We start from the raw sequence: 20496 nt of genomic DNA, 5'->3' as shown, positions 1-20496 counted from the left end.
AGTCTAGGTGAAAAACGGCAGCTACATTACGCGCGCGTCTTCACCGTTTTCAGAGACCATAGGCTTCTCGGCGTCCTGCCATGCACCCATGCCGCCTATAACGTTCAGCACGTCAAAACCGGCATCCTGAAGGTAGGCGGTTGCCTTCAATGAGCGCCCACCAGAGCGGCAGATGATATACACATCTTCATCCAGGGGCACCTCACCGTAACGGGCGGGAACATCGCCGAGGGGAATGTGCTGGGCGCCTTCAATATGGCCTGCTTCCCATTCCATGTCCTCGCGCACGTCCAAAATCTTGGCATCTGCAGGGATTTCGTCCACAGTTACCTGGCGCAAATCGTCGTTCATGTTTTCTCCTTAGGTTGATGGTCTATCAAATCTAACTTTTCCACGGACGACGACGCTGAGCAACACGGACAACAAAAAATCCGCCCCGGTGAAACCGAAGCGGATTTTCTCAAGCTAAAAACTATTACTGGTTCTGGAACTGGCGCATCTGTTCCTGGAAGTCAGGGTTATTAGCCAGCATAATGAAGCCAATAATACCGAGTACGATCCAAATCAGCGCAATAACAATTGCAATGATGCTCATAATTTTGCCGCCCTTAGCAGGGATACCGAAACGTTGAGCTTTCTTTGCTTTGGACATTCCTACGATACCCAGCACGATTGCAATAATCTGAGTGACGGGGAAGAAAATAGGAATGATGGAAAGAATAAGAGCAATAATGCCCACGACCTTGGAAGTCTGTGCTGCACTTACGCCAGCTTCGTTAGCCGCATTAACCTGACCATACTGATGCTCGTTCACGTAATGGTTGTTGTTCTCCGTGTACTGCGGTGCGACGGGCGCGCCATTTGCCTGAGCGCCGTTGTGGTGCTCACCGTACTGCTGAGTGTTGTTGGGGGTTCCAGCAACGGAATCGTGAACAGAATCGGAATTCACAGCTCGGCTGCTACCCGCATTATTCGGATTTGAAGGAATATTATTTTCATTCGAGTTATGAGGTGTAGTAGTCATAACTTCAGTCAACCATAATCCGCATCCGGAGTGTGGGAAAAATATTAAGGTGGCGTATTATTTTTTGAGGTATTCATCTCTCTCACCTTTTGCACCTGTCAAAGGACATCAAAATAGCCCCTTTCACTATCCCCCAAGTGTTACTCTCCCCCGGATTCTCATTTACCCAGAACGTAAATTTATGCATCTCATCGCATAGAAAAGATGATTCCGAAAGCAATTAAGGTTTAGAATTGCACGGAAAAACCATTGCACCGGAGCTCGCTTTATCCCCTGCGCGTTCCCTGTTCTAAGTTGAAAAAATGACGACATCTCCGCACGATACCGGCTCCCAAGCCGCAGTTCGCACCACCAGCGAGCTAAACCCCAGCGGTAAAACCTTCTTTGGTCACCCGCGCATGTTAGCAAACCTGTTTTCCGTAGAAATGTGGGAGCGATTCTCCTACTACGGCATGCAGGGCATCATGATCTTCTACCTCTACTATGCAGTAACTGAGGGTGGATCTGGACTGGTCAACGAGACCACCGCAGCAGGCATCATGGGTGCCTACGGTGGCACCGTTTACCTGCTTGCTATCTTGGGCGGCTTCATTGGCGACCGCGTTCTTGGCCCCGAACGCACCTTATTCTATTCCTGCATTTTGATTATGGCGGGCCATATCTCGCTTGCTTTGCTGCCCGGTGCCGCCGGCGTCATCGCAGGTCTACTTCTCGTAGCTATCGGATCCGGTGGTCTAAAGACGAATGCCTCGGCACTCTTGGGCACCCTCTACGCCAAAGATGATCCCCGCCGCGACGGTGGCTTCACCATCTTCTACATGGGTGTAAACATCGGCTCCCTCCTAGGCCCCTTGCTCACTACTTTTGGGTGGGGTCTCTGGGGCTTCCACGCCGGCTTCTTACTAGCAGCGATCGGTATGGCAATTGGCCTGACCCAGTACGCGCTGACCCGCAAGAACCTTCCTGAATCAGCGCATGAGCTCTCCGCACCACTTACTTCTTCAGAAAAGAAGAAGTACTCACTACTGGGCGTAGCTATTCTTGTCGTTATTCTTCTTCTGGTGTTCACCGGCATCATTACCCCCAGTAACCTCGCCAGCTGGGTTATGGGGTTCATCGCTATTGGTGCGGTTTCGCTGTTCACCGTTATTTTTAAGGGACAAGCAAATCACCTCGGTGGAGCACTCCCGCGTGGTTTCATTCATCCCCATGTGGATTGGTAACGCCGTCTTCTGGGCTCTATACCAGCAGCAGTTCACTGTAATGGCACTGTATTCAGATACCCGCTTGAACTGGAACATCCTGGGCATGGAGCTCAAGCCCAGCTTAGTGAACTCCATTAACCCCATTTTCATCATCATCTTCGCGCCCCTCTTCACCATCATGTGGGACCGCCTCGGCAAGCGCCAGCCCACCACTGTGGTCAAGTTTGCCTTGGGCATCATCGGCGTAGGTATCGCGTTCCTCATCTTCCTTACTCAGGCAGGAAACATGAGCGTGAACGTTGGCTGGATCGTTTTGATTTTGTTCGTATGCACCATCGCTGAGCTTGCAATCTCTCCAGTGGGCACGTCGCTCTCCACTAAGTTGGCTCCCGCACGTCACAGAGTGAACATGGTGGCGCTGTACTTCACCTCAGTTGCTTTAGGTACCGTGCTCGCTGGCTGGTTGGCTAAGTTCTACTCGGTAGAAACCGAAGTTCCTTACTTCACCACGCTGGGTATCGGCACCATTGTGGTCGGTCTTTTGCTTTGGGGTATGAACAAGTGGATTACTCAGAAGATGGCTGGCGTTCGCTAAACATCTTTGCGGTTTTTGCCCCATCTAAGCAAGGGGGTTCCTCGATGTTTCGAGGGACCCCCTTGCTTTTAAGTTACTGAGAGAGCCTCTTCAACACCTGTTTTTTAAGAAGATACCGCGGTAGGTTTAAGAAAGTAACATGAAGCAGACTTAGATTCTATCCGAGATAAAAGGAGAATAACTTCATGGGCACCTACGCACTAACTAACGCAAACACCGGTGAAGTCGAGCAGAAATTCGACTCCATCAACCCCTCCGAAATCCCCGGAATTATTGACACCGCGGATAAGGCATACCAAGAATGGCACAAGAAACCTGCAACCGAGCGCGCCGCAGTTCTCACCAAAGCCGCCGGAATCTTCCGCGATCGTAGCGCAGAACTTGCTGAAATTATCGGCAAAGAAATGGGTAAGCCAGTCAACGATGCCAAGGATGAAATTGAGCTCGTTGCTAACATCTTTGAGTGGTATGCAGACCATGCTGAAGAACTTCTCGAAGACGAAAAGCTTGATGCCAAGGGTGCTCCCACCAACCTGGTTCGCCACGAGTCGATGGGCGTGCTCATCGGCGTCATGCCCTGGAACTTCCCCTACTACCAGCTTGCCCGCTTCTCCGCACCAAACCTTCTGCTGGGTAACACTATTTTGATGAAGCAGGCATCTATCTGCCCCGTTTCTTCCGCAAAATTCGAAGAAGTTCTCTCCGAAGCAGGTTTGACTGACGGCGCTTACCAGAACCTCTACCTCAACGCTGAAGACGTAGAGACCGTGCTAGAAGACTTCCGCGTCAAGGGAGCATCTGTTACCGGTTCTGAGCGTGCAGGTACTGCTGTGGCAATGGCAGCTGCTAAGAACGTCAAGAAGTCTGTGATGGAGCTGGGCGGCAACGACCCCGCTATCGTTTTGGATTCAGTCAAGGACGTCGCCAAGGTAGCGCAGAAACTCACCTTCCTGCGTTTTGCGAATGCTGGTCAGGTCTGCACCTCACCCAAGCGCGTTATCGTGTTGGAGAGCATCTATGATGAGTTCGTTCAAGCTGCGGTTGAAACCGCTCAGAGCGTGAAAGTAGGCGACGCTTCGGATGAGTCCACCCAGATGGGTCCCCTCTCCTCGGAGGGCGCTCGTGATGAAGCTGTAGAGCGCATTGCCCAGGCAGTGAAAGACGGCGCAACCCTGCACTTCGGTGGCGAAAAGCTTGACCGCCCCGGCTGGTTCATGAGCCCGGCGGTACTGACAGGTGTTGATTTCGACGCGGACCTCTCCTGCAACGAGCTCTTTGGACCCGCCCTGGTTATTTACAAGGTTAAGAACGAAGAAGAAGCTATCGAGTTCGCCAATAACTCCGAGTACGGCCTGCAGGCATCGGTCTGGACCGACGATGTCGAACACGGCTTTGAGGTTGCGGATCAATTAGTAACGGGTATGGCCTTGGTCAACGAGCACGTAACCACCCAGGCAGATCTACCTTTCGGTGGCGTAAATAAGTCCGGTTACGGGCGCGAACTCACCCAGTGGGGCTTCTACGAGTTCTCCAACGAGAAGCTCATTCGCGGTGGAGCTATCGACCGCTAATCGGTTGTGGGAGCTGGACTTAACCCAGTTTGTATCAGAAATGTGAAAGCGGACCGCATAGAATGCGGTCCGCTTTCATGTTTCTGGCCCAAAGTCCCCGCGAGGCTCCCCGCCTCGAGTTCGTATGAGACTTTCCGCGCTGTACCATGACTTTCCTGGTACAGCCCCAAAAGTCTGTTACAAACTGGGGAAACGGAAAAGAACTAACTCGTCAAGCCCATGTTAACTTTCTTTGCACCAAGTTACTTCTTATAAAGAACCTCTAGCATCTGCCCTTGCAGGTGGCGTACATTCTCCAGTGAAACACGTTGATTATTACAGAACTCGACGTCCGAGAAAGGAAACAACCATGACTCTTTACCTCGTAGAACTCACCCCGCAAGACGCCTCCAAAGAGAACGCGACCGCGCTCATTGAAGATGCCGGTCAGGCGCTGCAGCAGACCGAAGCTGAGCTCATTGAAACCCAGGTAACCTCTGACTTCAAGACCATCTACGTCATCGTAGAATCAAACAACCCCGGCGTATTTGCCGATGCTTTCAAGACTGCTTTCGATGGCAAGGCCTCCTTGGCAGGGCCGGACGAAGTTCGCCTCGTCGGCGCAGATTTGGACGATATCAAGAAGCTCAAGTCCAACGCCGAATACCTGATTGAGTGGGACATTCCCGCGGAAATTACCATGGATCAGTACCTCGCTCGTAAGAAGGCAAACTCCCCTAACTACGCAAAAGTTCCCGAGGTTTCTTTCTTGCGCACCTACGTCCGCGAAGATACCGCAAAGTGCCTCTGCTTCTATGACGCCCCTGATGAAGATGCTCTGCGCCGCGCACGCGAAGCAGTCAACACCCCTATTGACCGCATCTTCAAGCTGAACGAAGCATAAGGGTTTCTTTTAGCAACGCCGCCGCCACTTGTGATAAGTCTGCGCGGCGGCGTTTTTACACCCTTTTTTCGCATTTATACCCCGCTTTTCAAGAAGTTTTGCCGCTAGAAAGAGCACGCCATGTCTGATTTCACTCTTGAACCTCTCTTTGATTACCCCCCAGCGCCAGCAGGTACTCGATCTGGCGCGAGAGCACGCCGAAGACGTCGATCACGATAAGTATTCACCTTTTGATACGTTGCGGACACTCGGTTCCCAGGGATTGTTGACCCTGGGCAGGGATGGCTCACTACTGCCCCAGGTCGCAGTGGGATTTGATCTTGCCACAGAATGCGCATCTACAGCTTTCTCGCTCTGGGCGCACCGCTCAACCATCGCGTTCTTTGATGCACTTGATTTGCCGCTACCGGACGGTCTAGCAACCGGAGAAACCACCGGCACTACCGCCATGGCGGCGGCGTTCAAGGACTCCTCGGGAGTCGGTGAAATTCAGGTACACGCCACCCACGTAGAGGGCGGCTTGCAACTCAACGGAGTTATCTCTTGGGCATCCAACCTCTACCCCGGCGGCGTGGTGGTTCTCCCGGTCATAGTGGACGACACCGCAGCAGGCGAACCCACCAAATACATTGTGCAGACCCGTGTAGACGCCGACGGCTTCAACGTGAAATACCAAAAAGGTCTTCTAGCTCTGGATGCCACCGAATCCGGTTTTATCAAGATCGAAAACCTCTTCGTGCCTGAAGCCGACATCATGACCCGCGACGTCCCCGGTTTTCTCCAGAAGATTCTCGCCCCTTTCCTGTTGGTGCAATCCTCTTTCTGCCTCGGGCTCGGCGCTGCCGCACTGAACTCTGCAGCTGATCACCTCGACGTCGCCCAGGGTATATTCCGTGATGAATTCGCCACCATCCGCGCCGAATACGAACGTCTACGCACCGAGATCACCGAGCTCGCTGAACATCCCCAGCAGGTTGAACGACGCCGCGTGTTGCAGCTTCGACTTGACGCCGCGCATCTTGCCACCGCCGCCACCCGTATCGAACTGGCGACCGTCGGCGGCAAAGCCTACAAAACCAACAGTCCCTCAGCACGCAGACTGCGCGAATCACAGTTCTTGCCGGTGCAGTCGCCTACTGAGGGCCATCTCCGATATGAACTCAGCCATGCCCAGTAACAGCCACAGCCGCAACTCATGAACACTCCCGCACTCACCATCGCTAACGCCTTCAAAACGTACCCCGGTGCCAGTGAGCCAACTCTCCACGACGTCTCGCTAGACCTCAATCCCGGTGAAGCATTCGTCATCCTCGGACACACAGGGTCTGGAAAATCCACCCTTTTACGTGCTGTCGCAGGACTTGAAGAACTAGATTCAGGAAGCGTGCACGTAGCGCCTGGAACTCGCCATGCGGTCGTCTTTCAACAGGCTGCGCTGTTCCCCTGGCTCACCGTACGAGAGAATATCGCGCTCGGTGCTCAGTACAAGAAGAACGCGGGACGAGTCGATGCTCCCACCGTTAATCGGCTGATCGAACGGTTGGGTCTGCAGGGGTTAGAAGATCGCAAGGTCAATGAAATTTCAGGGGGTCAGGCACAACGGGTTTCGATTGGTCGGGCTCTGGCGATTCAACCGTCGCTCTTGCTCTTAGATGAGCCTTTCTCCGCTCTCGACCCCGCTACCCGTAGCGAACTACAGGGGTGGTTACGCAGTCTAATTGAAGAACTCGACCTCACCGTACTGATGGTTTCCCACGATATTTCCGAAGCGCTCACGGTAGGCGATCGAATCGGTTTCTTCCGCGCCCAGCAAGGCTTTACGCAATTTTGGTCCCCCGCTCATGAGCAGGTTACCCACGAGGAAATCCTCGAATACTACCGGAATGATGGGGATAGCGACCGCGCTACGTTTAGTGGTTCACTACGCGATGAGTCAGCGAAAGATCTGTCCGATAAACCTGCCCACTCCCCAACTTTTTAGGAACAGACGTGTCCCACCAGAAGAGTAGACGTATCTCTCGACGCACAGCGCTGTGGGCTACCGGCGGCACCGTGGCAGCCGGAGGCTCCCTGGCGAGCGCGGCAGCATTAGGACGAGCGTCGGGTAAGGAAGCAGCGGGTGTCGAAGTGGGTGGAGCGCTCAAAATCGGTTACCTTCCCATTACCGATTCCGCTCCTCTCCTGCTGGCTCACAAGCAAGGTCTCTACACCCAACACGGAATCTCTGTGGCGAAACCGGTCATGTTCCGTTCCTGGTCGTCGCTGACCGAAGCGTTTATTTCGGGTACGGTGGACGTCATTCATCTGCTCATGCCCATGGCGGTTTACCTGAAGTACGATGTGGGTGCTGACGCTCAAATCGTCGCATGGAATCACGTCAACGGGTCCGCTTTCACGGTTGCGCCCTCGATCGTGGAGACCGCTCAACTGGCGGGTAAAACCGTAGCTATTCCCGGCTGGTTTTCGATTCATAATATTTTGGTGCAGAAGATTCTGCGCGAGGCTGGGCTCACCCCGGTGATCCGTAAAACTGCCGACGCCGATCGGGGCGAGGTGGCCCTCGTCGTCATGGCTCCCTCTGACATGATTCCCGCCCTTGCCAACGGCACTATCGCCGGATTCACCGTAGCTGACCCGTTCAACGCAGCGGCAGTGGCATCGAAGGTAGGTAGGATTCACCGCTTCATGGGCGACGTCTGGCGCGACCACGCCTGCTGCGTTACCCTCATGCGCGGCTCGCTCATCGAACAACATAGCGAGGTTGCCCAAAACTTTACTAACGCTCTCGTTGAAGCACAGATTTTTGCCCGCGAGCATCGAAAAGAAGCGGCAAAGATTCTCTCAGATAACTTTTTGCCGCAAAAACCTAAGGCTATCGAACGTGCCATGACCGATCATCTTTCAGAGCACCGCGACGCCGTCAAGAATCCGTCCTGGGGCGGGCAGCTCTTGCAGTTCCAGCCTTACCCGTACGCAAGTTTCACCGAAGAGTTGGTGGTTCATATGCGCGAGACGCTCATGGATGCTCCTACTGACTTCTTGAACAAACTCGACCCTGTCAGCGTGCACCGGGATCTAGTGAATGAAGAATTAGTGACCCAGGCGATTGCATCGGTGGGCGGATTCGGAGTTTTTGGACAATCAGGAACTACCCGGCAAGAACAGATCGACGGCGAAACAACTTCAGGAGTTACCCCATGAGCCTACTCACCTCTGAGCAGCCAGAAGAAGCGGTTTCAGCTACCCCGCATCAGGTAAAAGATCGGCGAACCTCTACCGTTCCAGGGTGGATGTGGGGCGCCGCAGGAATTATTTTTGCGGTAGCTCTTTGGTGGGTTTTTACCCATTCAGCTCGGGGAAACACCATGCTCACCGCTTTCGCTCCAGAAAATATTCCCTCAGCTTTTGCGGCGTTGATAGGGCGCGGGGTGCTGCTCTCTGATATTGGGGTAAGCCTCTGGCGACTACTTGCCGGGCTTGCAATCGCCGTACTAGTCGGCATTCCGCTGGGGTTACTCATCGGTTTTTCTCAAGCCGCTAACCAGTTTTCAGCCCCGCTGGTCCAGTTTCTGCGCATGGTGTCACCCCTCTCCTGGGCGCCCATTGCAGTGGCACTCTTTGGCGTAGGTTCATCACCGGTTATTTTTCTCGTGGCAATGGCTGCAATCTGGCCTATCACGCTGAACACGGTTTCTGGCGTGCGTGCACTCGACCAGCAACATCTCCAAGTAGCCCAAACTCTCGGGGCAACCCCGTCAGAGGTGCTCCGCACCGTCGTCGTTCCCAGTATTAAGCCTTACGTGCTCGCGGGGATTCGGTTGGCGTTGGGAATTGCCTGGGTCATTATTGTTCCCGCAGAGATGCTCGGTGTTTCTTCAGGGCTAGGCTATGAAATTCTCAACGCACGCGACCGCTTAGCCTATGACGAGATGCTCGCCGTCATCCTGGTAATCGGTGCGCTCGGTATGGTGCTAGATTGGGCCGCGCAAAAAGTGCTGCGGTAGTAAAGAGATTTGATACAAAGTCTGTGAGCAGTAAGGAAATCTATGAATCGTTTAGCGCTAATCACCGGAGTCGGACGCCGCAATTCCATTGCCTACGCCGTCGCCCAGCAACTCGCATCCGAAGGCTGGGACCTATTGCTGAACTACTGGCACCCCTACGACGACCGGCTGGAGTTACCCCGCAGCAACGCTGACCTCGACGAACTTGTCACATTTGCTCGCCAACAAAGTGTAAACGTTGAGCTGCTCCCAGTCAACCTCGAAGACCCTTCCACACCGCAGAAGCTTATTGACCACGCAGAAAAACTCCACCGTGAGCAAGGATTTGGAGAACTCACTGGGCTTGTTCTTTCCCACTGCGAGAGTGTAGACAGCGACGTCCTCAACACCACAGTGGAGAGCTGGGACCGACATTATGCGGTAAATGTGCGTGCTAATTGGCTTCTTATCAAAGCTTTCGCAGAGTCAGCAGATACAAACCCGCAGAATCTCAAACGCGTAGTGGCTCTAACCAGCGATCACACCGCACATAACCTGCCCTACGGCTCGTCTAAGGGAGCTCTCGATCGCCTAGTGATTGCCAGCGGGATCGAGCTGGGCGCACGAGGTTTCCGCTGCAACCTCATCAATCCTGGCCCCATCAATACAGGGTGGATGGATGAAGCAACAGAACAATATCTCGCCGCCCAGACCCCCGCAGGGCATCTGGGTAAACCCCAAGACACCGCAGATTTAGTCCGTTTCTTGTTCTCCGACGCCGGCAGCTGGATCAACGGCCAACTCCTCCACTCCAACGGCGGTTTCGGGGCAAAATAACGGGGTGCGACGTCCCCACCCCGAGTTTGTATCAAACTCGGGAGGTACTACGAAGTCCGCATAGAATCGACGTCGCTCTCCGGCTGCGAATCCTCACCCTGGGGGTCTGTCGCGTTCTCTTCGGCTTCTGCCTCTTCGATGACGGTACGCAGATCATCCTGCTTCAAGTCCCCTGCGGGGAAGTGCTTGTTACGGTAACCGGAGCGGCCCACCATATGCGCAGAAATAGGAATAGTCAGCAGCTGCAGCAGGAGCGAGACCACCAACACCGGCAGATACGCCCAACTGCGAGTATCAATCAGCACAGCCAGCAAGAGAAGCATCAGACCAAAAACCTGAGGCTTGGTGCCGGCGTGGAGGCGGGAAAGAATATCGGGAAACCGAATCAGACCGATGGCGGCGCCCAAGGACATCAGGCACCCGAGAACCAAGCAAACTGCCTCTAGAACATTGAGAAAAGCATCCATCATTTACCTTCCTTAATCTTCTTGCGTTTGCGAGCTTTCGCCACACGTTTAGCTTCAGCCAAGCGCTGGGCAGCCTGCGGGTCATTGCGGTTAACTTCCTGAATACGGGAAGGTTCCAGGCGTTTCTCGCGGGAGGGCGCATTGTTAGCGTAGAGGGCAACGGTCACTGAGCCAATAAAACCCACCATCGAAATCAGCAGAATCAGCGTGATGAGTTCGTAGGAATCCTTAGCCACCATATTCACGCACAGAACCGCCACGATAATCGAGACGAGAACGTCGCTGGCAAGCACCCGGTCTAGAAGCGTGGGACCGCGCCAAATGCGGTACACGGTCCCGCAAGCCGCTACGGTCAAAATCAGACCGCAGATCCAAATCACGGTAGTACTCATGCGCGGTGACTTCCTTTCGCCGTCTTGCTACGAGATTCATCCGCTGTAATCATGGCGAATTCTTCTTTGCTCCCTACCGCTTTGAGAATCATCGCTTCAATCCGATGGGCTTCAACACGAAATTCTTCCGCGGCGTCTTGACCCGAAGCATTCAGTACGTGGAAGTAAAGAATCGAGTTGCCGCGGTCAACATCAACGACGAGAGAGCCCGGAATCAGCGACATAGCATGCGAAATCGCGGTAATCCACAGGTCGGATTCGGTGCGAAGTTTCACCGCAACAACTGAGTTACGCAGAGGTGCTTTGTAGGTCAACGCGAACCAGAAAACTTCCATACTGGCTCGGGCAACCTGGTAAGTGAAGTACCCCAAAAACACCAGGGCATACCAGATGTTAAACCTGTTGGAGAGGTACAGCGTGGGTAGGCGGAAAACCAAGAGCACTAGAAGCGCTAGAATCGCGCCGAACGCTACGCTAGGTAGCCCGAAATCTCGCCAGGCGGCACACCATACGAAAGTGAGCCACAGAAAAGAGGGGATTCCGTGGAGGAATCGGGTCAACAGTGAATGATTGGAGTGAGTCATTATTCGGTCACCACTTCGCCGTCGTTACTTGCGTCCTCATTATCTACGGCGTTTTGCTGGTCCAGGAATTCACCGAGGTAGTCCTCACGGGTAGGCGTTTGAGGTCCTAGAACCGATTCGATATAGCGGTCAGGATGCATGAGGTTATCTGATGCATGTTCAGCGAGCTGGAATAGCGGCGCAGCGAAGAAAGTAATTGAAGTACCCACTGCTACTAAGCCCACGGTTGAAGCAACCATCGAAACGGGGATTGGCTTGTGGTCGTGACGATCCAATTGGTTCTTTCCCTTTGCGGTGGCATCGTGCTCAGCTCGCAAAATAACCTTGGTGGGTTTTTCTGCTTTGGTCGCTGAGCGCCAAAATACTTTGTTCCAAACGCGGGTGAGGGCAAGCAGAGTCAGAAGCGAGACCAAGACGCCCACCCCAGACATGGCATAGGCCATCCCGGTATTAGCTTCAACAGATGCCTGGAGCAAGCCGACTTTTCCAATGAATCCTGAGAACGGCGGAATACCGCCCAGGTTAATTGCTGGGATGAAGTAGAGAACCGCTAGCCAGGGGGCTACCTTGAGCATGCCGCCGAGGCGTTCAACGTTCGCTGATCCGCCGCGTCGTTCGATGAGCGCGACCACCAGGAACAGTCCGGTCTGAATCACGATGTGGTGGGCAATGTAGAACACGACGGTAGTCATGCCTAGCTGGTTATTCAACGCGATGCCCCAGATCATATAGCCGATATGGCTAATCAGAATGAAAGAGAGCATACGTTTGATGTCGCCCTGAGCCAATGCGCCCAAAATTCCTACGATAAGGGTCAAGATAGCAACCACGCTGAGCAACCCGTCCAGCGCACCCCCTGGGAAGAGGAGGGTTTCTGTTCGTATAATCGCATACACGCCCACCTTGGTGAGCAAGCCAGCGAAGACCGCAGTAACGGGCGCCGGGGCGGTGGGGTAAGAGTCCGGAAGCCACAGCGAAAGCGGGAAGACAGCCGCCTTGATACCAAACGCAATCAAGAGCATCAGATGGAGTTGAAGCTGAGTACCCAGAGGTAAAGTCTGCAGTTTCAGTGAAAGATCTGCCATATTGACGGTCCCCACCGAGGCATAAATGAATCCGATAGCAGTCAAGAACAGAATCGAGGAAACCACCGATACCACGACGTAAGTGGTACCCGAGCGAATACGCGGTGTGTTTGCATTCATTGTAATGAGCACGTAACTTGCCATCAGCAGAATCTCAAATCCCACGTACAGGTTGAAGAGATCGCCTGCTAAGAAGGCGTTAGAGACGCCCGCTAAAAGAAGCAGGTAGGTCGGGTAAAACACCGAAATTGGCACTTCGTGGTCGTTATCTGCGATGTCCTGACCGGAAGCGAAAATCAACACGGCGAGCGAAATAATTGAGCTCACCACCAGCAACAGCGAGGAAAGCTGGTCCACCACCATAGTGATACCAAAAGGCGCCGGCCAGTTAGCCAGCAACACTGCCTGCGGCTCGCCATCCCACGCTGAGACCACCAAAGTAGCTTCCAAGGACAGAACAGTCACCAGGGCAACGAGCGAAACCAAGCGTTGCAAACGCACGCGGTGCGAGAGCGTAAAGGTAACCGCTGCCGCAAGGAAAAGAATTGCCACGCACAGGGGCGCTAAAGCTACTGTATTCATGCGTGTTCCTTCTGCCCTGCTATATCAGAACTATCTTTAGCGATGCGCGCCGTAGTTTTCTGCGATTCGAGACTGGAAGATTTCCTTTTCTCCTCTTTGATTTTGAATTCCCTTTCGCGGGTTTGCTCATCACCATCAAATTCTGAGCTGTCAGTCGATGCCGGAGTGTCTTCTTCCGGGTCGTACGAAGGTTTCGTTGCCACCTTGCGGTCTTCGGCGTCGTCCTTAATTTCATCGCCATGGGAGAGGACCCAAGCGCGGTAGATGAGGCCAAGCATTAGGGCAGTCACAGCAAAGGAAATCACAATCGAGGTGAGAACCAGTGCTTGCGGTAGGGGGTCTGAGTAGTCTCCGGCTGCTATATCTTTATTGAAGATAGGAGCCAGACCGGCAGGACCACCGGCATGGAAAATGAGCAGGTTGGTGGCGTTAGTCAACAGCAAGAGGCCAAGCATCACGCGGGTCATGGTGCGGTCAAGCACCAAGTACACGCCAACGCCGTACATGACACCCATTACAAGAATGAGGCTAAGATCAATTGCCATTACCGGTTGCCTCCTTCTTCAGTGACTAGAACTTGCGTAGATTGCTGACCGGTAGCTGCCTTTCTATCTGCAACCTGTCGTTTTTTCTCCGCCACCGCATTGTTGCGCCGCCGTGCTTCTTGTTTGCGGTTTTCAGCAATTTTCACATCGATCTTTTCGCCGAAGGAGCGGATGACGTCGAGCGCTAGCCCAATAACCAGCAGGTACACACCGATATCAAAGATAGTTGCCGTAACGAACTTGACGTCGCCAAACACCGGCATAGACCATTGGAGCGTGTAGCTGGTAAATACGGGATCGCCAAAGAGTAGAGGTGTGGCAGCGTAGAGCGCGGCAACGGCAAGACCCGTTCCCAGGAACACGCCGGGAGGAATCGGGGATGCCGCACGAAGCTCACGCCCACCGCCTGCCAAATACCGCACGGCAAAGGCGAGACCGACCAGCAGACCGCCAGCAAAACCGCCACCAGGCAGGTTGTGACCGGCCACCAGCAGGTAGAGCGAGACCATAATCAGCGTATGGAAGAGCAGGCGTGTCATGACTTCTAACAGAATTGAACGACGCTCGGGCGGCAGGGTTCGACCAGCAACGATGAAAGGATCGCGGTGCACGCTAGAGAAACGGCCGGCAACCTTCTGTTCAGCGGTCAAATTCGTGCGTGCAGCGTAGCGCTTCTCAAAGATTTGAAGCACCTGAGTATCCAGGTTCTTAGAGGCGCCGCGGTCACGGCGTCCTTCAATGAAAAGTAGGGATGCCACACCGGTTGCGGCAAGAGCCAGTACTGAAATTTCGCCGAAGGTATCCCAGCCACGAGTGTCCACGAGAATGACGTTGACGATGTTTGTGCCGTCGCCAATTTCGTACGCCATCTTGGGTAGTTCCAGTGAGATGGGCTGCAGACTCCGCGAGGAGAAGGTGAACATGGCAAGCGCCATCATCAAAATGCCGAAGCCAATAGCGATGACGATTCGGATACTCTGGTGGGTTTGTTCGCGCTTGCCCGTCAGCTTCTGCGTACGGATGTTTCGAGGTAGTACTCGTAGTGCCAACACAAAGGCGACGAGCGAGAGGGTTTCTACTAGGAACTGAGTAATAGCGAGGTCGGGGGCGGCACGCACAGCGAAGAGTGCTGCCATGCCGTAGCCGGTTACCGAGACCATCAAGATCGCCAAGAAACGTTTGCGTGCCCAGAGCACTACCAGCGCTGCGGTAATCATCACCAGCGCGATAGCCCATTCAGCGGGGTTCACGTTCACGCGAATATTAGCAAGCGGAGGGGTTTCTGCTAGGAAAAGCACAATAGTCGGCACGATCACAGCGGTGCTCAGGATAATGCCCAGGTAGAAGCCGAGTGAACCACGCTGAGTTTGACCGGTGACCCATACTGCTAGGCGATCCAAGACGTCAACAATATTGCGGTAGACGGTGGATGCCGCTGGCCAGGTGGGAATCCGGTTTTGGAATGTTTCTATGGGGTTGCGAGTAAGGAAAAGCACCATACCCACCGTCATGATGCCGAGACTGGTGAGGAAGGCGGGGTTCACTCCGTGCCAGAGAGCTAGGTGAAGATCGTATTCGCCAATTTTCTTCAGGTGGCTAGAAATCCAGTGGTGTACCGGCTCGGGATATAGCCCGAATGCGATGGTCAGTAAGGTCAAGACCACCGGCGATGCAATGAAGGTGAAGTTCACACGGTGGAAGAGAGTATCGGGGCTTTTTTCGAGGTGAGCAAGTTTTGCAGGGTTGCGGTCATAATGAGTCTGGCAGAACTTGATCTCATCAATATTCTCCATAAAGCTTGCAGGTTTTGTAGCGAAAGCGCCCCACACAAAACGCGCAGAATAGGCGAAGGTAAGCATGGAGCCCACCACGATAGCGCCCACAGTCACGAGGTCGAGCAATAGCACGCTACCGTTTTCTGCATGCATGAGTCGTTCAAGGTAGGTTTCCAGTACTGCTTCTTTGGCCACGAAACCAGCCAGCGGAGGGATACCTGCCATGGACGCCGCAGAGATAAGACCGACGGCAAACAGTACAGGGGCTCTGCGAAAGATACCCGAGAGTTTGTGGATATTTCGTGTGCCCGACTGATGGTCAATAATTCCTACGGTGAGGAAGAGCGCTGCTTTAAAGAGTGAATGCGCCAGCATCATAGCCATAGCTGCGTAGAGCGCATTAGGTGTTCCCGCTGAGACAATCAGTGCGAGAAAACCGAGCTGGCTCACGGTGCCGTAAGCAAGAATGAGTTTGAGGTCTGTTTGCTTGAGAGCAACCCAACCACCAAAGACCATCGTGAAAGCGCCGAAAATAACCAGCGTGTTTTCCCAAATGGCAACCATGCCGTAACCGGGTGAGAGGCGAATCAGCAGGTAAATACCCGCTTTCACCATTGCCGCTGCGTGCAGGTAAGCAGAGACGGGCGTAGGTGCCGCCATCGCCCCGGGGAGCCAGAAATGCAACGGGAACAACGCCGATTTACTCAGCGCACCGCACAGAATCAAAAACAGTGCGATAGAGAGCTGCGCACCCGTCAAAATTCCGTGCCCGGCTTCAATATCGGCAACAAGAGCGGGTCCGCGAGCTACCAGTTCTGCCAAGCTGTAGGTGCCAGCGCTCTGGCCCAACATGATAATTCCGACGAACATGGCGAGGCCACCGGCTGTTGTGACCGTCAAGGCCTGCAAGGCAGATCGACGAGCGGACAACCTGTTATGGGCGTGGCCAATGAGCAGATAGGAAAGGATGGTGGTGATTTCCCAGAAGATGAACATGACTATAAAGTCATCGGCCGTGATTAACCCGAACATAGCCGCACAGAAGCTGAACAGGTGAGCGGCGAAACCGCCAACGCTCTCCGAGGAGTGACTGAAATACGAGGTGCAATAAAAAAGTACGAGCGAGCCAACGCCCAGTACAAGCAAGCTCATCACCCAAGACAGCACGTCCATACGAAAAGTCAGCTCTAGATTGAGAGCGGGAATCCACTCGAATTTTTCAACCCAGGGCTCACCATTCATAATCTGGGACGTTTTGGTGAGCACATAGATGAGAGCACCGGCAGGAAGTAATGCCAGTGCGTAGAAAGTCTTATGACCCAAGCCTCGATAGATAAGCGGCGTGCACAGCCACACCACGAAAAAAGCTAGAAGAATTGTTACCACAGAGATAGCCTTTGGAATCGTGGGCAGAACCTCCCCTAATTGTAAGCCATCTGACCATTTCGGGGGAAGGGAAAGATAGTGTAAATCACCCCCAATTTCGCTTATTTTAGGTTGTTACAAATGGTGCAATAGGTAATACATTCAGCGGCTGAAAATACACTGACTTCTTTCCTGCCACTTTTCCACCTCGCTAGATGCTCTACGGTTAGCTACATCCCTGCACTTTTTATTCAGGCGCGTAGAATAATCAACGATTCTCACACCCCTGATTTTTGGAGCATTTCTATGAGCTCAGAACATTCCGAGCGCCATTCTGCCTTTGCCTGGCGGCTACACGGCGACGGCAAAACGGTAGCACCGGGTGCCGTCGTCGCACCTTATGAACGCCTCACCTGGGGGCGAACCATCGGCATTGGTGCTCAGCATGTAGTGGCAATGTTTGGAGCGACCTTTCTCGTTCCTCTCCTGACCGGCTTCCCGCCGTCCACCACCCTTTTCTTCTCGGGTATTGGCACTATCCTTTTCTTGCTACTCACAGCCGGCCGTGTACCGTCTTACCTCGGTTCGTCCTTTGCGTTCATTGCGCCGCTAGCAGCGGCCTCTAACCAGTACGGCCCCGCCGGTTCGCTCGGTGGCATCGTGATGGCGGGTATCGCGCTCTTCCTCGTGGGGCTCATCGTGCAAATAGCCGGAACCGGATGGCTCACCAAACTCATGCCACCGCTGGTCACCGGCGCCATTGTGGCGCTGATTGGTTTCAACCTTGCTCCCAGCGCCAAAGCGAACTTTATGAAAGCTCCTATCACAGCGCTCGTCACTCTGGTCTCGATTATCCTGATTTCGGTTCTCTTCAAAGGAATCTTCGGCAGACTCTCGATCCTACTGGGCGTAGTAATCGGATACATCACCGCCGTCATCCGTGGCGAAGTAGACTTCACCGCTATCCACGAAGCCTGGGAAAACCAAGGGCTCTTTGGACTACCGCATTTCCAGACTCCCGAATTTCACTGGAATCTAGCGGGCCTGTTCATTCCCGTCATTCTTGTTCTAGTGGCAGAAAATATCGGACACGTAAAATCCGTAGCGCTAATGACCGGTGACAACCTCGACAAATACTCCGGACGCGCGCTCATGGCAGATGGTCTAGCCACCACTATTGCGGGCGCAGGCGGCGGTTCAGGTACTACCACTTATGCAGAAAATATCGGCGTTATGGCAGCCACCAAGGTGTACTCCACTGCTGCTTACTGGGTAGCCGCAATCTTCGCCATCCTGCTTTCCATCCTGCCCGTCTTCGGCGCAGCAGTAGCATCAGTACCCGCCGGCGTACTCGGTGGCGCAGCCACAGTTCTCTACGGCATGATCGGTATGCTGGGTGTACGCATCTGGGTAGAGAACAAAGTGGATTTCTCCAATCAGGTGAACCTCACCGCCGCCTCCGTGGCCCTCATCGTGGGCATCGCCGACTACACCTGGGATATTGGTAACCTGCAGTTCGCCGGTATCGCGCTAGGAACTGCCGCCACCCTGGTTACATATCACCTCATGGCTTTCATTGCCCGACGCCGCAACTCGGCGCCAGAACCGCTGGAGCCACGAGTCGATTCACTCGGTAAATAACCTTTCACGTTAAAAGCAAATGGCCGCGCTCCCCAGCACGACCATTTGCTGATTCACCTACAGAAACGGTGAATCACTCACACACATTTCGCTTCTCAGCTCGGTTCTCTCAAACCGTTACTTATATATAACCCCATTTACCTTGTAAGAGGGTTGATAGACCTTGGGAAAAGCCTGGGATTTCATGTTTTTCGGAAATAGAACTTTAGGCGGCGTCTAACACTTCACGCAAAACGTCCGATCGGTTGGTCACGATGCCATCCACTCCAATTTCGAGTAGGTCACGCATTACCTGAGGATTATCGATAGTCCATACCTGCACGGTCAACCCGAAACGGTGGGCGGTTTGTACCAGTTGGGGAGTAACCACCGTAAAGTTTTTGCCCAAAAACTTATAAGTCAGTGGAATCTGCATTGACTCAAAATCTTCGAAGAACGGACTTGCCAGCCGTTTCATCACAGGCCACAACGCGGGCACGGTATGCGCCGCTACGTAAAATCCATACATAGCGAGCTCAGATGCACTGGTCTTAATAACGCTATCTGGTGCAAGTGCTCGCATTTTTTTGACGGTCGCAGCTCTGCGCTTCTCTGAGAAAGAAGCAATGCGAACACGATTTATTGCCCCGGTTTTTGCCACTACCTCAGGCAGAGCTTGCGCTGAGGCGTCGTCCTTCACATCGATGTTAAAGAAAAGCTCGGGGAGCTCAACCAGCGTTTGTTCTAACGTGGGAATTTTGTGGCCGCCTGGCAAATCAAAAGCTTGAATTTCAGTCCACGTTTTGTCGCAGACCTTCCCAGAAATTCCCACCATCCGGTTGAGGGTGGAGTCATGAAAAACGATGACGACACCGTCGGAGGTAGTATGAACGTCAATTTCCATCCACCGCACGCCCAGCGCCGCTGCTTTCTGAAAAGCGGCAATAGTATTTTCGGGTACGTCCAGCGCAAAACCGCGATGCGCAAAGGGCTCAAAAGATGCGGTAAAGGGGACAGGTTTGCCGAAAATATGCATACTCCTAGCTTACTACCGGGCAGTAACTTAGATTCGACTATAGAAGATTTTTATTGCATAAATACCCAAAACTGACCCTTCATTAGGCAATATTCCGGTTAAGGAACGCATACTTACCCACGCTGCATCAGTTAAATAACTTTGGGCTGACTAGCTACAACGCGCTCAATCATCTGCGCCACGCCGTCCTCATCAAATCGAGGGCAGGTTCTACCCACCGCTTCAATAAGCCGCGGTGATCCCGATGCCATGGCGTAGCCCTCCCCCGCCCACTGCAACATTTCTAAGTCATTAGGCATGTCACCAAAAGCAATGACTTCACTAGCTTTAATGCCGCGTTCATTGGCGAACTTTGCCAGCGTCTGCCCTTTGTGCATGCCCTTGCGTGCCATCTCCATCAACGGAACACCGTTGATTCCGATGGTGAGAGCAAGGTAATCCTCCACCAAAGGCAAAGTACGCCAATAGAGAGTCTCGGGGTCAGCGCCGTCCACCTGCATCAGATATTTCACGACGCCGTCCGCGCGCTCCAGTACTTCATCGAATGAACCCTCAACTATTTGGGCTCCCTCTAGCACCGGACCGTACTCGTATTTCCCCTGGATAAATACGGTGTCCATTGTTTCCAGGGTAAAAGACGCCTCAGGAAATTCTGCCGCCAGCGTGGGATGCACAGCGGCGACGTCTTTCATATCTGTCAGCTCAGTGGAAACCACCTCATCGGTACCTAGGTGGTAGAGCACCGCGCCGTTAGAGCAAATTGCAAAGGCGTCATGTTCCATCTGATCACGCAACGGATCCAGCCAGCGGTGCGGGCGACCGGTCACGAACACAATGTCGATACCGGCACCCGCCGCTTCCTCTAAAGCGGCAAGCGTGCGGGGGCGAAACCTAAAATCTTTTCCCAGCAGCGTACCGTCTAAGTCGCTGGCGATCAGCTTGATCAT

18 protein-coding genes and 1 pseudogene are annotated in these 20496 nt (G+C 53.6%); 9 read left to right on the top strand and 10 right to left on the bottom strand.

The genetic code is table 11. The annotated features are described in order from the left end of the window. Positions 1-21: 21 nt before the first annotated feature. Both IDM48_RS01280 and IDM48_RS01275 read right to left on the bottom strand, forming a co-directional pair. Complete coding sequence (locus IDM48_RS01280; protein ID WP_068172386.1) at positions 22-351, bottom strand: rhodanese-like domain-containing protein; 330 nt, start codon at positions 349-351, stop codon at positions 22-24. 124 nt (positions 352-475) lie between these two features. Then, positions 476-1024, bottom strand: coding sequence for a DUF4190 domain-containing protein (locus tag IDM48_RS01275; RefSeq protein WP_068172389.1), 549 nt, complete (start codon positions 1022-1024; stop codon positions 476-478). Positions 1025-1422: 398 nt separating this feature from the next. Between IDM48_RS01275 and IDM48_RS11800 the strand changes: the two are divergent. The 8 genes and pseudogenes from IDM48_RS11800 (at position 1423) to IDM48_RS01235 (ending at position 10098) form a co-directional block, all read left to right on the top strand. Beyond that, positions 1423-2824 (top strand): annotated as a pseudogene (locus IDM48_RS11800) (peptide MFS transporter). 185 nt (positions 2825-3009) lie between these two features. Then, complete coding sequence (locus IDM48_RS01265) at positions 3010-4395, top strand: aldehyde dehydrogenase family protein (RefSeq protein ID WP_190617715.1); 1386 nt, start codon at positions 3010-3012, stop codon at positions 4393-4395. A 349-nt stretch (positions 4396-4744) separates the two neighbouring features. Then, the gene (locus IDM48_RS01260) at positions 4745-5278 is read left to right on the top strand and encodes a DUF4242 domain-containing protein (RefSeq protein ID WP_190617713.1); all 534 of its coding nucleotides are present in this window, start codon (positions 4745-4747) and stop codon (positions 5276-5278) included. Between the two features lie 148 nt (positions 5279-5426). After that, entirely contained in the window at positions 5427-6455 is a 1029-nt protein-coding gene (locus IDM48_RS01255; RefSeq protein WP_238398001.1) for an acyl-CoA dehydrogenase family protein, read from the top strand. An 18-nt stretch (positions 6456-6473) separates the two neighbouring features. After that, positions 6474-7259, top strand: a complete 786-nt coding sequence (locus tag IDM48_RS01250; protein WP_190617711.1) for an ABC transporter ATP-binding protein — start codon at positions 6474-6476, stop codon at positions 7257-7259. An 8-nt stretch (positions 7260-7267) separates the two neighbouring features. Beyond that, positions 7268-8479, top strand: a complete 1212-nt coding sequence (locus IDM48_RS01245; protein WP_238397999.1) for an ABC transporter substrate-binding protein — start codon at positions 7268-7270, stop codon at positions 8477-8479. Continuing rightward, entirely contained in the window at positions 8476-9282 is an 807-nt protein-coding gene (locus IDM48_RS01240) for an ABC transporter permease (protein WP_202939897.1), read from the top strand. Before IDM48_RS01245 ends, IDM48_RS01240 begins: the two co-directional genes overlap by 4 nt. Positions 9283-9324: 42 nt before the next feature. Next, positions 9325-10098, top strand: a complete 774-nt coding sequence (locus IDM48_RS01235; protein WP_145174133.1) for an SDR family oxidoreductase — start codon at positions 9325-9327, stop codon at positions 10096-10098. A gap of 47 nt (positions 10099-10145) precedes the next feature. Here IDM48_RS01235 and mnhG read toward each other — a convergent pair whose 3' ends face one another. Genes mnhG through IDM48_RS01205 form a run of 6 tightly spaced genes read right to left on the bottom strand, consistent with a single transcriptional unit; the run spans position 10146 to position 16914 of the window. Next, positions 10146-10568, bottom strand: a complete 423-nt coding sequence (mnhG, locus tag IDM48_RS01230) for a monovalent cation/H(+) antiporter subunit G (RefSeq protein WP_068172404.1) — start codon at positions 10566-10568, stop codon at positions 10146-10148. Next, entirely contained in the window at positions 10565-10957 is a 393-nt protein-coding gene (locus IDM48_RS01225) for an MrpF/PhaF family protein (protein ID WP_068172406.1), read from the bottom strand. The genes mnhG and IDM48_RS01225 overlap by 4 nt, the downstream gene beginning before the upstream one ends. After that, complete coding sequence (locus tag IDM48_RS01220) at positions 10954-11541, bottom strand: Na+/H+ antiporter subunit E (RefSeq protein ID WP_068172409.1); 588 nt, start codon at positions 11539-11541, stop codon at positions 10954-10956. Before IDM48_RS01220 ends, IDM48_RS01225 begins: the two co-directional genes overlap by 4 nt. Next, positions 11541-13208: a Na+/H+ antiporter subunit D gene (locus IDM48_RS01215; protein WP_190617709.1), complete on the bottom strand. Its 1668-nt coding sequence runs from the start codon at positions 13206-13208 to the stop codon at positions 11541-11543. Before IDM48_RS01215 ends, IDM48_RS01220 begins: the two co-directional genes overlap by 1 nt. Continuing rightward, positions 13205-13753: a Na(+)/H(+) antiporter subunit C gene (locus tag IDM48_RS01210; RefSeq protein ID WP_190617708.1), complete on the bottom strand. Its 549-nt coding sequence runs from the start codon at positions 13751-13753 to the stop codon at positions 13205-13207. The genes IDM48_RS01215 and IDM48_RS01210 overlap by 4 nt, the downstream gene beginning before the upstream one ends. Beyond that, entirely contained in the window at positions 13753-16914 is a 3162-nt protein-coding gene (locus tag IDM48_RS01205; RefSeq protein ID WP_190617706.1) for a Na+/H+ antiporter subunit A, read from the bottom strand. The genes IDM48_RS01210 and IDM48_RS01205 overlap by 1 nt, the downstream gene beginning before the upstream one ends. 285 nt (positions 16915-17199) lie before the next feature. On the opposite strand from IDM48_RS01205, the gene IDM48_RS01200 reads away from it, so the two are divergent. Beyond that, positions 17200-18534 (top strand): uracil-xanthine permease family protein, encoded by a 1335-nt coding sequence (locus IDM48_RS01200; RefSeq protein WP_151146313.1) that lies wholly within the window; start codon positions 17200-17202, stop codon positions 18532-18534. A 205-nt stretch (positions 18535-18739) separates the two neighbouring features. Here the strand turns inward: IDM48_RS01200 and IDM48_RS01195 are convergent, their stop codons facing one another. Both IDM48_RS01195 and IDM48_RS01190 read right to left on the bottom strand, forming a co-directional pair. After that, complete coding sequence (locus IDM48_RS01195) at positions 18740-19549, bottom strand: glycerophosphodiester phosphodiesterase family protein (protein ID WP_190617704.1); 810 nt, start codon at positions 19547-19549, stop codon at positions 18740-18742. A 131-nt stretch (positions 19550-19680) separates the two neighbouring features. Next, entirely contained in the window at positions 19681-20496 is an 816-nt protein-coding gene (locus tag IDM48_RS01190) for a Cof-type HAD-IIB family hydrolase (protein ID WP_190617703.1), read from the bottom strand.

It is taken from the genome of Rothia amarae, assembly GCF_014705945.2.
GTDB lineage: Bacteria > Actinomycetota > Actinomycetes > Actinomycetales > Micrococcaceae > Rothia > Rothia amarae.
The sequence above is the reverse complement of the archived record's forward strand: the minus strand, read 5'-3'. Positions and strand labels throughout refer to the sequence as shown.

Coding starts and splice junctions, on each gene's coding strand:
- IDM48_RS01280 (WP_068172386.1), bottom strand. CDS start 351: ATGAACGACGATTTGCGCCAGGTAACTGTGGACGAAATCCCTGCAGAT.
- IDM48_RS01275 (WP_068172389.1), bottom strand. CDS start 1,024: ATGACTACTACACCTCATAACTCGAATGAAAATAATATTCCTTCAAAT.
- IDM48_RS01265 (WP_190617715.1), top strand. CDS start 3,010: ATGGGCACCTACGCACTAACTAACGCAAACACCGGTGAAGTCGAGCAG.
- IDM48_RS01260 (WP_190617713.1), top strand. CDS start 4,745: ATGACTCTTTACCTCGTAGAACTCACCCCGCAAGACGCCTCCAAAGAG.
- IDM48_RS01250 (WP_190617711.1), top strand. CDS start 6,474: ATGAACACTCCCGCACTCACCATCGCTAACGCCTTCAAAACGTACCCC.
- IDM48_RS01240 (WP_202939897.1), top strand. CDS start 8,476: ATGAGCCTACTCACCTCTGAGCAGCCAGAAGAAGCGGTTTCAGCTACC.
- IDM48_RS01235 (WP_145174133.1), top strand. CDS start 9,325: ATGAATCGTTTAGCGCTAATCACCGGAGTCGGACGCCGCAATTCCATT.
- mnhG (WP_068172404.1), bottom strand. CDS start 10,568: ATGATGGATGCTTTTCTCAATGTTCTAGAGGCAGTTTGCTTGGTTCTC.
- IDM48_RS01225 (WP_068172406.1), bottom strand. CDS start 10,957: ATGAGTACTACCGTGATTTGGATCTGCGGTCTGATTTTGACCGTAGCG.
- IDM48_RS01220 (WP_068172409.1), bottom strand. CDS start 11,541: ATGACTCACTCCAATCATTCACTGTTGACCCGATTCCTCCACGGAATC.
- IDM48_RS01215 (WP_190617709.1), bottom strand. CDS start 13,208: ATGAATACAGTAGCTTTAGCGCCCCTGTGCGTGGCAATTCTTTTCCTT.
- IDM48_RS01210 (WP_190617708.1), bottom strand. CDS start 13,753: ATGGCAATTGATCTTAGCCTCATTCTTGTAATGGGTGTCATGTACGGC.
- IDM48_RS01200 (WP_151146313.1), top strand. CDS start 17,200: ATGAGCTCAGAACATTCCGAGCGCCATTCTGCCTTTGCCTGGCGGCTA.
- IDM48_RS01195 (WP_190617704.1), bottom strand. CDS start 19,549: ATGCATATTTTCGGCAAACCTGTCCCCTTTACCGCATCTTTTGAGCCC.
- IDM48_RS01190 (WP_190617703.1), bottom strand. CDS start 20,496: ATGATCAAGCTGATCGCCAGCGACTTAGACGGTACGCTGCTGGGAAAA.